We start from the raw sequence: 13,127 nt of genomic DNA, 5'->3' as shown, positions 1-13,127 counted from the left end.
TGCTGCTCGCGATGATCGGCGGATTTTCGCCGATGGCTCTGGCCGAGGTCGCGCCCGCCGCGGTTCCCTCGCCCTTCGTGCAGTCACTGGCCGCCGCGGCCTCGGCCGACGAGGCGGTGGCGGACTGGTATCGCCTGCGCGGCTATGCCCCGATCTGGACCGGCGAAGAAGACGCCCCCCGCCGCGCCGCGCTGTTCGCCGCGCTGGCCACCGCGCATGACCACGGCCTGCCCGCCGCGCGCTACGATGCCGCGGGGCTGAAGGCGGCCGCCGCCGCCGCCCGGACCGAGGGCGACCGCGGCCGGCTGGAACTGGCGATGACCCGCGCCTATCTGGCCTGGGCGCATGACCTGACCTCGGGGATGCTGGTGCCGAAGAAGATCGACGCCACCATCGTCCGCGACATTCCGGTGCAGGACAGCGCGCTTCTGCTGACCCGCATCGCCGGCGACGACCCGGCGGCGGTGCTGCGCGGGCTGATGCCGGAGTCGGATGTCTATGTCCAGCTGATGAAGGCCAAGATCGGGCTGGAGGCGCAGATCGCGGCCGGCGGCTGGGGGCCGGAGGTCGAAGCCAAGGCGCTCGGCCCCGGCGACGGCGGTGCGGCGGTGGTGCAGCTGCGCGACCGGCTGATCGCCATGGGCTACCTCGGCCGCAGCGCGACCGCGACCTACGACAAGACCCTCCAGGCCGCCGTGCTGGCCTTCCAGCTGTCGCACGGCCTGCCCGCCGACGGCGTCGCCGGCCCGGCCACCATCACCCAGATCAACACCGCCCCGGAAGAGCGGCTGAAGTCGGTGATCGTCGCCATGGAGCGCGAGCGCTGGCTGCACATCGACCGCGACAGCCGCCATGTCTGGGTCAACATGCCCGATTTCATGGCCCGGATCGTCGACCAGGGCCGCACGGTGTTCTCCACAAGGGTGGTGATCGGCAAGAACGTCCCCGACCAGCGCAGCCCGGAATTCTCGGACGAGATGGAGCATATGGTGATCAACCCCTCCTGGGGGGTGCCGCGGTCGATCACCGTCAAGGAATACCTGCCGCTTCTGCAGCGGAACCCCAATGCGGTGGGGCATCTGCAGGTGATCGACGGCCGGGGCCGGGTGGTGCCGCGCGGGGCGGTCAACTTCGCCGCCTACAACGCCCGCAACTTCCCCTTCGCGCTGCGCCAGCCGCCCTCGGACGGCAATGCGCTCGGCAAGGTGAAGTTCATGTTCCCGAACCAATACAACATCTACCTGCACGACACCCCGTCGAAGTCGCTGTTCAAGGAGGACCTGCGCGCCTACAGCCACGGCTGCATCCGCGTCGCCGACCCCTTCGACCTGGCGCATCTGCTGCTGTCGCTGCAGTCCGACGATGCCGAGGCCGAGTTCGACGCCGCGCTGCGGACCGGCAACGAGACGCTGGTCAAGCTGGCCAAGCCGCTGCCGGTGCATCTGGTCTATTACACCGCCTACCCGGAGGCGAAGGGCCGGATCGGCTATCGCCGCGATGTCTACGGCCGGGATGCGCTGCTCTGGGACGCGCTTTCCGCCGCCGGGGTGGAATTGGCCCCCGAACAGGGGTAAGACCAAGGCCGGAACCAGCCCGGAGACCGGCCAGATGCGCCACAGGATCAAGGACATCGCCCAGGCATTGGCGGCCGAGGCCGAGGGCGACCTCGACCTGGCTGTCGACGGCGCGGCCGAGCCGCAGGCCGCCGGCCCCGGCCAGCTGGCGCTGGCAATGGACCCGCGCTACGCCGAGGGCATCGCCCGGGGGCAGGCGCAGGCCGCGGTGCTGTGGCCCGGGGCGGACTGGCGGGCGATGGGGCTGAAGGCGGCGATCTTCGCGCCGCGCGGCCGGCTGGCGATGGCCGGGCTGACCCGGCTGATGGACCCCGGCCCCGACCTTGCCCCCGGCATCCATCCGATGGCGGTGGTGGACGCCGGCGCCGAGATCGGCGAAGGCGCGGCGATCGGCCCCTTCGTCACCATCGGCCGCGGGGTGAGGATCGGCCCGGATGCCCGCATCGCCAGCCACGTTTCCATCGCCGAGGGCGCGCGGATCGGGGCCGGGGCGCTGATCCTGCACGGCGCCCGCATCGGCGCGCGTGTCACCATCGGCGACCGTTTCATCTGCCAGCCCGGCGCGGTGATCGGTTCGGACGGCTTCTCCTTCGTCACCCCCGAGAAATCCGGGGTGGAGGAAATCCGCGAAACCCTCGGCTCCCGCGCCGAAATCCGCGACCAGAGCTGGACGCGGATACATTCATTGGGCGCCGTAACCATCGGGGATGATGTGGAAATCGGCGCCAACACCTGCATCGACCGCGGCACGATCCGGGATACGGTGATCGGCTCGGGCACCAAGCTGGATAACCTGGTCCACATCGGCCACAACGTGCAGGTGGGCCGCGACTGCCTGCTCTGCGGCCAGGTCGGCGTCGCCGGATCGGCGCGGATCGGCGACCGGGTGGTGCTGGCGGGCCAGGTCGGCGTCAACGACAACATCTTCGTCGGCGACGACGTGATCGCGGGCGGAGGCACCAAGATCTTCACCAATGCGCCTGCGGGCCGGGTCCTGCTGGGCTATCCGGCGGTGAAGATGGAGACCCATGTCGAGATGCAGAAGGCGCTGCGCCGCCTGCCGCGCCTTGCCGCCCGGGTGGCGGCGATGGAGCGCGGCCCGGGCCGCGAAGACTGACATGGACGATCTCGAGGCAAGGGTGATCGGCATTCTGGCGGCGCAGGCGCTGATCGAGCCCGCGACGGTGCGGCTGACCGACGACCCGGCCGGGATCGGGCTGGATTCGCTGGGGATGGTCGAGGCGATCTTCGCCATCGAAGAGGCCTTCGGCATCTCGGTTCCCTTCAACGCCAACGAACCCGGCGCCTCGGATTTCGACATCTCCACGGTGGGCGCGGTGGTCGAGGGGGTGCGGCGGCTGGTGGCCGCGAAGGCGTGAGCCGCCGCGTCGTCCTGACCGGGGCGGGCACGGTGAATGCGCTGGCGCATGACGTGCCGGGCACGCTGGCCGCGCTGGTGCAGGGGCGCAGCGGCATCGGGCCGCTGGACTTCCGCGACGTGGACCGGCTGACCATCCGCATCGGCGCGCAGGTCCGCGGCTGGCCCGGCCTCCCCGGCATGACCCCGCGCGAGGCCGCGCTCTGGGACCCGTTCACCCGCTACGCCCTCGCCGCCGCCGACGAGGCCGTGGCCATGTCCGGGCTGGAGGGCGCCGATCTGGCGCAGGCCGGCGTCATCCTCGGCACCGCCGCCGGCGGCATCGCCACTTGGGAGGACAACTACCGCGCCGTCTTCGCCGAAGGGAAAGACCGGGTGCCGCCGCTGGTGGTTCCGCGGCTGATGCACAACGCGGCGCCGGCGCATGTCTCGATCCGCCACGGGCTGCGGGGGCTTGCCTTCTCGGTCTCCTCCGCCTGCGCCAGCGCCAGCCATGCGCTCGGCCTGGCCTTCCGCGAGGTGCGCGAGGGGCGGGTGCCCATGATGCTGGCGGGCGGGTCCGAGGCGATGCTGCTCTTCGGCGGGGTCAAGGCCTGGGAGGGGCTGCGGGTGCTGTCCCCCGACGCCTGCCGCCCTTTCGACGTGCAGCGGAACGGCATGGTGATGGGCGAGGGCGCCGCGGTCTTCGTGCTGGAGGACGCGGACCACGCCGCCGCCCGCGGCGCGGCGCCGCTGGCCGAGATCGCCGGCTTCGGCATGACCGCGGACGCGGGCGACATCGTGGCGCCCTCGGCCGAGGGGGCGGCGGCGGCGATGCGGGCGGCGCTGGCCGATGCCGGGATGGCGGCGGCAGAGGTGGGTTACGTCAACGCCCATGGCACCGGCACGCTCGCCAACGACCGGGCCGAGGCGGCGGCGCTGCGGCAGGTCCTTGGCGACGGGGTTGCCGTCAGCTCCACCAAGGGCGCGCATGGCCACGCCATCGGCGCCACCGGCGCACTGGAGCTGCTGGCCTGCATCGCCGCGCTGCGCGACGGGACGATCCCGCCCACGGCGGGCTGCCTGACCCCCGACCCGGACTGCGGGCTGGACATCGTGACCGGGGCGGCCCGGCGGGCAGAGGTGGCCGCGGCGCTGTCGAATTCCTTCGCCTTCGGCGGACTGAACGCCGTCCTCGCCCTGCGCGCCGCCTGAAACGCGAACGGCCCCCGCAAGGGGGGCCGCCGGGTCCGCAATTGCGGCGGGATCAGTTCTCGGCGGGCGCTTCGGCCGGAGCCTCGGCCGGCGCTTCCGCGGGCGCAGCGGCGGCAGCCGCCGCAGCCGCGGCATCGGCGGCCTTGTTCGCCTCGGTCACCGCGTCCAGACCGGCGGTGAAGCCCTTCAGCGAGGCGGTCAGCCCGACCTTCTGGTCCGGCGCCACCACCGGGATGATGGTCAGCACCGCATTGCCGCCCTTCTTGAACATCGTCACTTCCTCGGCGGTGAAGCCCAGCCGGGCGACGCAGCCGATGCTGGCGCAGAAGGTGAAGGGATAGGCGCGCGGCTTGTTCTGGTCGACCTGGATCGTCACGCCCGCGCCCAGCAGGGTTTCCAGCGGCGCGATGAAGGTCGCCCCGGCGACGGCCGGGCCCTCGGTGCCTTCGGGCAGGTTGAAGACCGAGAATTCGGCGACCGCCTGGCCGTTCTCGTCCTTCATCAGCATGTAGAGCTGGCAGGGATCGACGCCGCTCTGGGTCTTGACGCAGCGCTGCTCCCAGGACTCGAAATTCGCCTTGACGTAGCTGTCGCCGACGCCGGGGGCTTCGCCGATCTCGGTTCCCAGCGACAGGCCGTCCGCGGTGGAGGCATCGGCGGGGGCGGCGGCGCCCTCGGCCGGGGCGGGCTCGGCCGGGGTTTCCGGCGTGGCTTCGGGCGCGGTTTCCTGCGCCAGCGCGGGCAGCGCCAGCCCCAGCGAGAGCGCCAGCGCGAGGGAGGAGATCGTGGGTCGGGTCCTGGTCATGCTTGATCCTTTGATCGGACGGAAACTGCTGCCTGGGCGGCCCGAGGGCCGCGCGCCGGGTCGCGCGGTTGGTAGCATGGCGGATCGGTGCTGTCAGGTCATAAAAGCGCGACGGCGGAAGGGTGCCGGCAGCGGAGGGGAGGCCCGGAAAAGACGAAGGGCTGGCAAGCCAGCCCTTCGTCATGTCATTCTTTGCTCCCTGTCGGACTGGCCGACTTCATGACCGGACGCTATTGATCTTTTGCCGGTGCGTCAACGGGATTCTTGCCCTTCGCCCCCGCAGCCGCCCCCCGGGAAGATCGAGGCTGGCGCGGCGCGGCCAAGATTTTGTATGTTTGCCCCGCAGGCCCGTCCCGGCCCTGCGGACAGGGTGGTGAAGGGGGTCGATGTGACGGAAGAGCCAGGCATCTTCGTGGGCGGCGGCGGCGAGGGCTACGGGGTGCCGCAGCGCCTGCTGCTGAAATACGGCAACCGCCACGGGCTGATCGCCGGAGCCACCGGCACCGGCAAGACCGTGACGCTGCAGGTGCTGGCCGAGGGTCTCTCGGCCGCCGGCGTGCCGGTGTTCCTGTCGGACGTGAAGGGCGATCTCTCCGGCCTCTGCCAGCCCGGCGACCCTGCGGGCAAGCTGCACGACGGTTTCCAGAAGCGCGCCGCCACCATCGGGCTGGACCTGCAATACCGGGCCTTCCCGGTCACCTTCTGGGACCTCTTCGGCGAGAAGGGCCACCCGATCCGCGCCACCGTGGCCGAGATGGGGCCGCTGCTCCTCAGCCGCCTGCTGGAATTGTCCGAGGCGCAGGAAGGGGTGCTGAACGTCGCCTTCCGGCTGTCGGACGACGAGGGGCTGCCGCTTCTGGACCTGAAGGACCTGCAGGCGCTGCTGACCTTCATCGCCGAGAACGGCGATGCGGTGACGGCGCGCTATGGGCTGGTGTCGAAGGAATCCGTCGGCGCCATCCAGCGCCGGCTCTTGGTGCTGGAGAACCAGGGCGGGGCGAAGCTCTTCGGCGAGCCGGCGCTGGCGCTGTCGGACCTGATGCTGACCGATGCCAGCGGGGCAGGGCGGATCAACATCCTCGCCTCCGACAAGCTGATGAATTCCCCCCGGCTCTACGCCACCTTCCTGCTGTGGCTGCTGTCCGAACTGTTCGAGACCCTGCCCGAGGTGGGCGACCCCGACAAGCCGAAGCTGGTGTTCTTCTTCGACGAGGCGCATCTGCTGTTCGACGATGCGCCCAAGGTGCTGGTGGCGAAGGTGGAGCAGGTGGCGCGGCTGATCCGGTCCAAGGGGGTGGGGGTCTATTTCATCACCCAGAACCCGGCCGACGTGCCGGAGAACATCCTCGGCCAGCTGGGCAACCGGGTCCAGCACGCGCTGCGCGCCTTCACCGCCAAGGACCAGAAGGACCTGCGGCTGGCGGCGCAGAACTACCGCCCCAACCCGCGCTTCGCCATCGAGGACGCCATCCGCGAGGTCGGCACCGGCGAGGCGGTGACCTCGTTCCTTGAACTGAAGGGCATTCCCGGCGTGGCCGAGCGCACGCTGGTCCGCCCGCCCTCCAGCCGGCTCGGCCCCTGCGACGAGGCGGCGCGGGCGGCGGCCATTGCGGGGTCTCCGGTGGCCGGGAAATACGACACCCCGGTGGACCGCGACTCGGCCTGGGAGATGCTGCGCCGCCGGGCGGAAGAAGCCGCCCGCAATGCCGAGGCGCCGCCGGAGCCGGCGGGGGGCGGTTTGCAGCTGGACCTGAACGAGTTCAAGCAAGCCCGCCGCTACGACGGCAAGGGCTATGGCCGCGCCGAGCCGGAGGCGCCGAAGAAACGCGCCGGCCGGCAGTCGGATTCGATCACCGAGACCTTCGCCAAGAGCTTCGCCCGCCAGCTGGGCACCAAGGGCGGGCAGGCGCTGGTGCGCGGGGTGCTGGGGACGCTGTTCGGGAAGCGGTAGGGCTTTGCAAGCAGGAAAGGGCACATCATGACCGATCAGGACACCCTCTGGCAGCTCGAGGAAAGCTTCTGGCTCGGCGGGGCCGAGACCTTCCGCAGCACCATGGCCGACGGGGCCATCATGGTCTTTCCCTATCCGGCCGGCATCCTTCAGGGCGAGACGATCGTGGAAGGCGTGAAATCCGCGCCGCGCTGGCGGTCGGTCCTGATGAGGGACCGCAGGCTGAACATCCGCGGCGCTGTCGCCGTTCTGGCCTACAAGGCCGAGGCCGAGCGCGAGGGCGCGCCGATCCAGACCATGCTCTGTGCCTCCACCTATCTGCGCGAGGACGGCGGCTGGCGGCTGATGTCGCATCAGCAGACGCCGGCGTGACGGCCGCTACAGCGGCCGCAGCTTCAACCGGGTGATCCGGTTCTCGCGCCGCGCCTGCACCTCGAAGCGGAAGCCGTGGAAGCTGAACACCTGGCCCTCGGCCGGGATGGTCTGCGCCTCGTGGATCACCAGCCCGGCGATGGTGTTGGCCTCGTCGTCGGGCAGCGACCAGTCCAGCGCCCGGTTCAGGTCGCGGATGGTCATCGCGCCGTCGACCAGATAACCGCCGTCGGTATCCTGGCGCAGGCTGCCCTCGCGCGAGACCACGTCGAATTCGTCGGTGATGTCGCCGACGATCTCCTCCAGGATGTCCTCCAGCGTGATCAGCCCCTGCAGGGCGCCGTATTCGTCCACCACCAGCGCGAAATGGGTGCGCCGCTTCAGGAACTCGCGCATCTGTTCATCCAGCGGCGTGGTCTCGGGGATGAAATAGGGCTTCATCGCCACCTTCAGGATGTCCAGCGCCGCCAGCCCCTCCGGCGCGGCATCGGGGCCGCGCAGCAGCCGGTCGACCTCGCGCAGCAGGTCCTTGGCGTGGATCACGCCGAGGATGGTGTCCTCGGAATCGCGGAACACCGGCAGGCGGGTGTAGGGGCTAGCCAGCACCTGGGTCAGGATGCGGTCGGGGGAAAGATCGGCGTTCACCATCTCGATCTGGCGGCGGTGGCGCATGATCTCCTCGACCGTGCGGGCGTGCAGGTCCAGCGCGCCGAGCAGGCGGTCGCGGTCCTCCTTCTCCACCGCGCCGCCGGAATGGCCGAGCGCGATGGCCCCGGCGATGTCCTGCCGCAGCGCCTCGCCGTCGCGGTTGCGGCGCAAGAGGCGGTCGCGGTTGGTCCAGGCCAGCGCCGCCAGCGACAGCACCAGCAGAAGGGAGAGGACGGGCACGGCGGGGAAGGTCATCTCAGCCTTTCCGGGCAAGCGGGTGGCGGGTCAGGACAAGCTCCTTCAGGTGCTCGTCCAGCACATGGGTGTAGATCTCGGTCGTCGCCACGTCGGCATGGCCGAGCAGCGTCCGGATCACCATCAGATCGGCGCCATGGGCCAGCAGGTGGGTGGCGAAGGCATGGCGCAGCCTATGCGGCGTGACCAGCGCAGGGGAAATGCCGGCCTGCGCCGCGATGGCTTTCAGCGTCAGGAAGACCTGCTGCCGGGTCCAGTGCCCGTCCTTGCCGCGGGCGGGGAACAGGGCCTTCGGCACCGGCTTGCCCTCGGCCCTGAGCCGCGCCGACTCGGCATCCAGATGCGCCAGCCACGCGGCCAGCGCGGCGCGGGCGGGGGCGGAGAGCGGCACCATCCGCTCCTTGTCGCCCTTGCCCTTGACCAGGATCATCCGCGGATCGCCCCGCACCGCGGCCTGCGGCAGGGTGCACAGCTCGCTGACGCGCAGGCCGGTGGCGTAGAGGAGTTCGACCATCGCCACGGACCGCAGCCGCTCCGCGGGCGTGCGGCCATGGTCGCGGGCGGCGGCGAGGAGGGCGTCGACCTGATCCTCGGACAGCGTTTCCGGCAGGCGCCGGCCGCGGCCGGGGCCGGAGATGCGCAGGGCGGGGTTGTCGGTCCGCCAGCCCTCCTCGAAGGCGAAGCGGTAGAGCTGGCGGATCGAGGACAGCCGCCGCGCGCGGGTGGATTTCGACAGGCCCTGCGCGTCGCAGAAGACGAGGTAATCCTCCACCGCCTTGCGGTCGAGGGTGGCGAGGTCGAGGTCGCGCGCCGCGGCCCAGTCGGCGAAATCCCTCAGGTCGCGGCCATAGGCCAGCCGGGTGTTGCGCGCCGCATCCGCCTCGGCGGCGATGGCCTGGAGGAAGGTGGAGATCCAGCGGTCGGGGGAGGCGGGGGGCATGGGGCTAGCCCTAGCCTGAGGCCCGGGCGGGGTGGAAACAGGCGGGGCGCTTCGCTTCCCTGGCGAAGGCGCGTGCCTTCGCCACAGCGCAACGCTTCCCCTTGTCCGGCCGGGCCCCCAAGGCCCGGCCAGCGCCCGCCCCGCCCTCGGCGGGCGCTTCTCGCCCGCCGGGCCGGGCGCTGGCCTCTCGGGGTCTGGTGCCGGCAGGTCTCCGGTTGAACCCGACCGCACGGGCGGGGGCGAGGCAGTGCCTCGCCCTGTCCCGCCCGGAGAAGCCGCCGATCATCTCAGCCCCGCCGTTCCAGCAGCATCAGCTCCAGCGCCGTCCGCCGCGCCATGCCGTCCAGCCGCACCATGCGCAGCAGCGACAGGCCCTGCGTCACCCCCTGCAGGTTGCCCTGCACCCCGCCGGCGATCTCGTCGATGGCGGTCAGGATCGCCTCGCCCAGCCGGTCGCCGTCCAGGAGCGCCTGCGCCGTCTCCGACGGTTTCGGCGCCAGGAAGGCGGGCGCGATGGCGCGGCCCATGCGGTCGGGCGGCAGCACCCCCTGCAGCTTGCCGGTCGCCAGCGCGATCAGGAAGGCCTCGGTCTGGTCGTGCGGCGTATGCGCCCGGGCCACCGCCTCGAAATCCGGCGACAGCAGGCCGACGCGGAAGGCGATCTCGCCCGCCTCGCCCGGCAGCCCCAGCTTCGCCAGCTCGGCGCCGTAGAGCATGGCGAAGGCCACCTCCAACTCCACCTCCTGCATCCGCGCCCAGGCGACTGGCAGGGTCTGCGCCATGCGGCCCTTGTCGCGGGCGGCGAAGGCGGCGTCGAAGTCCTGGAAGGCCTCCACCCGGTCCCAGACCCCGCCCGAGGCCGAGGGCACCCGCTCGGTGTAGAGCCCGAGGATGACGTTCGGCGCGATGGTGCCGGCGGCGGTCAGCCGCTCCGCCGCCTCGATCTGTGCCTTCCAGCCGAAATGCGGGCTGATCTCGGCATAGGCGAAGGCCACCGGCAGGGTGGCGGTGGACAGGGGCTCGCCGATGCCCTCGAACATCTTCCAGTCGAGCGGCGTCACCGGCATCGGCGGCGGCGGCACCGGCTCGCCCTCGAACAGGTCGGGGTCGAGGAAGCGCGCCATCAGCGCCGCCTGGCCGTGGTCGACCTGGCCGAGCGCCTCGGCCGTCTGCAGCGTCACCGCCGCCGCATCCCATTCGCCGCCGCGGGCCAGGCAGAACACCCGGGCCTGCAAGGTGGGGGCGAGGCCGGGGTTCGCGGTCATCCGCTCGCAGGCGCGGTCCTCGTGGCCGGTCAGAAGCGCCACGTCGAAGGCGCGGCGGAAGAGGGCGGGAGAGTCGCCCTGGTCGGCCAGCTCGATCAGCGCCGCCGCCTGCTCCAGCGCGCCGAGCTGCAGCAGCTTGTCCACCCGCGCCTGCAACAGGATGCCCTTGCCGCCGCTGTCGATCGGGGCCTCGGTCTCGGCCAGCAGCAGGGTCAGGAACAGCTGGCGCAGGGCGGGCAGGCTGTCCATCCGGTCGCGCGTCACCGCCTGCGCCACCTCGACCGTCAGCCCGACGCCCCAGAGATCGCGCGGAAAGCCCGAGGCCGCGGGCGAGATCGGCCCCACCGCATCGGGCGAGGGACCGTCCAGCGGCGTGACCGCCACCGAGACCGGCAGGGCGCCGCTGGCGCTGACCGGGGGTTCGTCCGGGTCGGGCGCCGGCGCCGCCGCCGCGCCGGATTGCACCGGCGGGCCGGTCAGCCGCCCCGGCCCCGGCGCGGCCACCGCGCCCGAGGCCGGCGCCGTCACCGATTCAGACAGCCAGTCGATCGCCGACATCGGATCGCCGCTGCGCGCCAGCGCCGGTCCGCAGGCCAGCGCCGCGGTCAACCCGCCAATCGTCCAGAATCCGGCGTCACTCCGCATCCAGCACCACGGGTTTGCGTATCTCCACCTGCGCAGGCCGCAGGTCCCCAAGATAGGCATAGCCCGTCAGCGCCAGAAACCCAAGCACAGCCAGAAAGAATACCGCCTTGATGATCCGCCCCATCTGCCCGTCGCCTCTTTTCTTGTGCCGGTCCTGCCGTCTCCTGCCTGCACCACCCTCGGGGCGAATGCAACCGCGGCCTGCCGCCGCCCGTCGCCGATTGTATATGGCATTCCCGGCAAGTTCACGCCATTCAGGGCGAAACCTCCCGCGATGGGCAGCGCCCTGCCGCAGGGAGGACGCGGCGGGGGAACGGGATGCGGCTGAAGAAGACCGTGGTGATGGTGGGGATGATGGGGGCGGGCAAGACCGCCGTCGGCACCGCGCTGGCGCGGCTGCTGAAGGTGCCCTTCCTCGACTCGGACGAGGAGATCGTGAAGGCCGCCGACCGCTCCATCGCCGAGATATTCGCCCGCGACGGCGAGGCCTTCTTCCGCGACCGCGAATACGAGGTGATCGGGCGGCTGCTGCGCGGGGCGCCCGCCGTGCTGTCCACCGGCGGCGGCGCCTTCCTGTCGGAGCGCAATCGGGCGCAGATCCACGAGGCCGGGGTCTCGGTCTGGCTGCGGGCCGAGCTGGACCTGCTGTGGAACCGGGTCCGCCACAAGACCACCCGGCCGCTCTTGCGCACCGCCAACCCGCGCGAGACGCTGGCCGAGCTTTACCACGCGCGGCTGCCCTCCTACCGGCTGGCCGACCTTGCGGTGGATGCCTCGCCCGACTACTCGGTCGAGCAGATGGCCGCCCGCGTGGTAGAGGCGCTGCGGGCGAGGCCCGACGTTCTGGAAGAGGCATGAGATGAACATCGTTCCCGTCGATCTGGGCAGCCGCAGCTACGAGGTCCGCATCGGCCCCGGCCTGATCGACCGCGCGGGGGCCGAGATTGTGCCTTTGCTCCGTCGTCCCCGGGTGGCGGTGGTGACCGACGAGACGGTGGCCGGGCTGCATCTGGCCCGGCTGACCGCGGCGCTGGAGGGGCAGGGGATCGCGGTCTCGGCGCTGGCCCTGCCGCCCGGCGAGGGCACCAAGGGCTGGGAGCAGTTCGCCCGTTGCGTGGAATGGCTGCTGGAGCAAAAGGTCGAGCGCCGCGACGTGGTGATCGCCTTCGGCGGCGGGGTGATCGGCGATCTGGTCGGCTTCGCCGCCGCCGTGCTGCGCCGGGGCGTGCGCTTCGTGCAATTGCCGACCACGCTGCTGGCGCAGGTGGATTCTTCGGTCGGCGGCAAGACCGGCATCAACACCGCGCAGGGCAAGAACCTGGTCGGCGCCTTCCACCAGCCTTCGCTGGTGCTGGCCGATACCGCGGTGCTGGACAGCTTGCCCGCCCGCGACCTCCTCGCCGGCTATGGCGAGGTGGTGAAATACGGCCTCCTCGGCGACGCAACCTTCTTCGACTGGCTGGAGACCGCCGGCCCGGGCCTCGCCGCCGGCGATGCCGAAGCCCGCCTGCGCGCCGTCACCCGCTCGGTCGAGATGAAGGCCGGCATCGTCTCGCGCGACGAGACCGAGGAGGGCGAGCGCGCGCTCCTCAACCTCGGCCACACCTTCTGCCATGCGCTGGAAAAGGCCACCGGCTATTCCGACCGCCTGCTCCACGGCGAGGGCGTCGCCATCGGCTGCGCGCTGGCCTTCGAGCTGTCGGCGCGGCTCGGCCTCTGCTCGCAGGAAGACCCCAGCCGGGTGCGGGCGCATCTGCGCGCGATGGGGATGAAGGTGGACCTTGCCGACATCCCCGGCGACCTGCCGGGAGCCGAGGCGCTGCTGGCGCTGATGGGCCAGGACAAGAAGGTGATCGACGGCCGCCTGCGCTTCGTGCTGGCCCGGGGCATCGGCGAGGCCTTCGTGGCCGAGGACGTGCCGGGCGATACGGTGCTGCGGCTGCTGGCCGATGCGCTGGAATGAGAACGGACCCGTGAGGGGCCCGGAGGTTCTTCCGCTCGGGCGTGCCGGTTTTCGATCTGGCGGTGGCCTTCCCGCCCCCGCCCCGAAGGCGGTGGCTTTGCCTCCCGCGAGATGCGGCCTCGGGTCTGCCATGGCTT

The 13,127-nt window shown here is 71.5% G+C and carries 12 protein-coding genes and 1 pseudogene; 8 read left to right on the top strand and 5 right to left on the bottom strand.

Annotation, left to right across the window (positions count from 1 at the left end):
• Positions 1–32 precede the first annotated feature (32 nt).
• Genes G5B31_RS16935 through G5B31_RS16920 form a run of 4 tightly spaced genes read left to right on the top strand, consistent with a single transcriptional unit; the run spans position 33 to position 4,146 of the window.
• Positions 33–1,574 carry a murein L,D-transpeptidase gene (locus G5B31_RS16935; RefSeq protein WP_240904472.1) on the top strand — a complete coding sequence of 514 codons (1,542 nt, stop codon included), beginning with the start codon at positions 33–35 and terminating at the stop codon, positions 1,572–1,574.
• A gap of 34 nt (positions 1,575–1,608) precedes the next feature.
• Complete coding sequence (gene lpxD / locus G5B31_RS16930) at positions 1,609–2,691, top strand: UDP-3-O-(3-hydroxymyristoyl)glucosamine N-acyltransferase (RefSeq protein WP_165019393.1); 1,083 nt, start codon at positions 1,609–1,611, stop codon at positions 2,689–2,691.
• 1 nt (position 2,692) lies between these two features.
• A complete protein-coding gene (locus G5B31_RS16925) occupies positions 2,693–2,953 on the top strand; it encodes an acyl carrier protein (protein WP_165019392.1) in 261 nt (86 codons plus the stop codon).
• The gene (locus G5B31_RS16920; RefSeq protein ID WP_165019391.1) at positions 2,950–4,146 is read left to right on the top strand and encodes a beta-ketoacyl-[acyl-carrier-protein] synthase family protein; all 1,197 of its coding nucleotides are present in this window, start codon (positions 2,950–2,952) and stop codon (positions 4,144–4,146) included. The genes G5B31_RS16925 and G5B31_RS16920 overlap by 4 nt, the downstream gene beginning before the upstream one ends.
• A gap of 52 nt (positions 4,147–4,198) precedes the next feature.
• Here G5B31_RS16920 and G5B31_RS16915 read toward each other — a convergent pair whose 3' ends face one another.
• Complete coding sequence (locus tag G5B31_RS16915) at positions 4,199–4,951, bottom strand: invasion associated locus B family protein (protein WP_165019390.1); 753 nt, start codon at positions 4,949–4,951, stop codon at positions 4,199–4,201.
• 373 nt (positions 4,952–5,324) lie between these two features.
• Between G5B31_RS16915 and G5B31_RS16910 the strand changes: the two genes are divergently transcribed.
• Together G5B31_RS16910 and G5B31_RS16905 are read left to right on the top strand one after the other, a co-directional pair.
• A complete protein-coding gene (locus tag G5B31_RS16910) occupies positions 5,325–6,902 on the top strand; it encodes a helicase HerA-like domain-containing protein (RefSeq protein ID WP_394352140.1) in 1,578 nt (525 codons plus the stop codon).
• A 27-nt stretch (positions 6,903–6,929) separates the two neighbouring features.
• The gene (locus tag G5B31_RS16905) at positions 6,930–7,274 is read left to right on the top strand and encodes a nuclear transport factor 2 family protein (RefSeq protein WP_165019389.1); all 345 of its coding nucleotides are present in this window, start codon (positions 6,930–6,932) and stop codon (positions 7,272–7,274) included.
• Positions 7,275–7,280: 6 nt separating this feature from the next.
• Here G5B31_RS16905 and G5B31_RS16900 read toward each other — a convergent pair.
• From G5B31_RS16900 to G5B31_RS21410, 4 genes and pseudogenes are all read right to left on the bottom strand, one after another.
• Positions 7,281–8,069: pseudogene (locus G5B31_RS16900) on the bottom strand (transporter associated domain-containing protein); the annotation flags it as partial.
• Between the two features lie 109 nt (positions 8,070–8,178).
• Positions 8,179–9,117: a tyrosine recombinase gene (locus G5B31_RS16895; protein ID WP_165019387.1), complete on the bottom strand. Its 939-nt coding sequence runs from the start codon at positions 9,115–9,117 to the stop codon at positions 8,179–8,181.
• 287 nt (positions 9,118–9,404) lie between these two features.
• Positions 9,405–10,991, bottom strand: coding sequence for a hypothetical protein (locus G5B31_RS16890; protein ID WP_240904471.1), 1,587 nt, complete (start codon positions 10,989–10,991; stop codon positions 9,405–9,407).
• A gap of 25 nt (positions 10,992–11,016) precedes the next feature.
• Positions 11,017–11,151: a hypothetical protein gene (locus tag G5B31_RS21410; RefSeq protein WP_276616194.1), complete on the bottom strand. Its 135-nt coding sequence runs from the start codon at positions 11,149–11,151 to the stop codon at positions 11,017–11,019.
• 128 nt (positions 11,152–11,279) lie between these two features.
• Here G5B31_RS21410 and G5B31_RS16885 point away from each other — a divergent pair, with 128 nt between their 5' ends.
• Both G5B31_RS16885 and aroB read left to right on the top strand, forming a co-directional pair.
• Positions 11,280–11,885: a shikimate kinase gene (locus G5B31_RS16885; RefSeq protein WP_394352141.1), complete on the top strand. Its 606-nt coding sequence runs from the start codon at positions 11,280–11,282 to the stop codon at positions 11,883–11,885.
• Between the two features lies 1 nt (position 11,886).
• Positions 11,887–12,990, top strand: coding sequence for a 3-dehydroquinate synthase (gene aroB, locus G5B31_RS16880; protein ID WP_165019384.1), 1,104 nt, complete (start codon positions 11,887–11,889; stop codon positions 12,988–12,990).
• The last annotated feature ends 137 nt before the right edge of the window (positions 12,991–13,127 follow it).

Origin of the sequence: Rhodobacter sp. SGA-6-6 (assembly GCF_011043545.1) — a bacterium.
In the GTDB taxonomy this organism is placed as follows: domain Bacteria; phylum Pseudomonadota; class Alphaproteobacteria; order Rhodobacterales; family Rhodobacteraceae; genus Pseudogemmobacter.
This window is presented reverse-complemented; position numbering and strand designations above follow the sequence as displayed.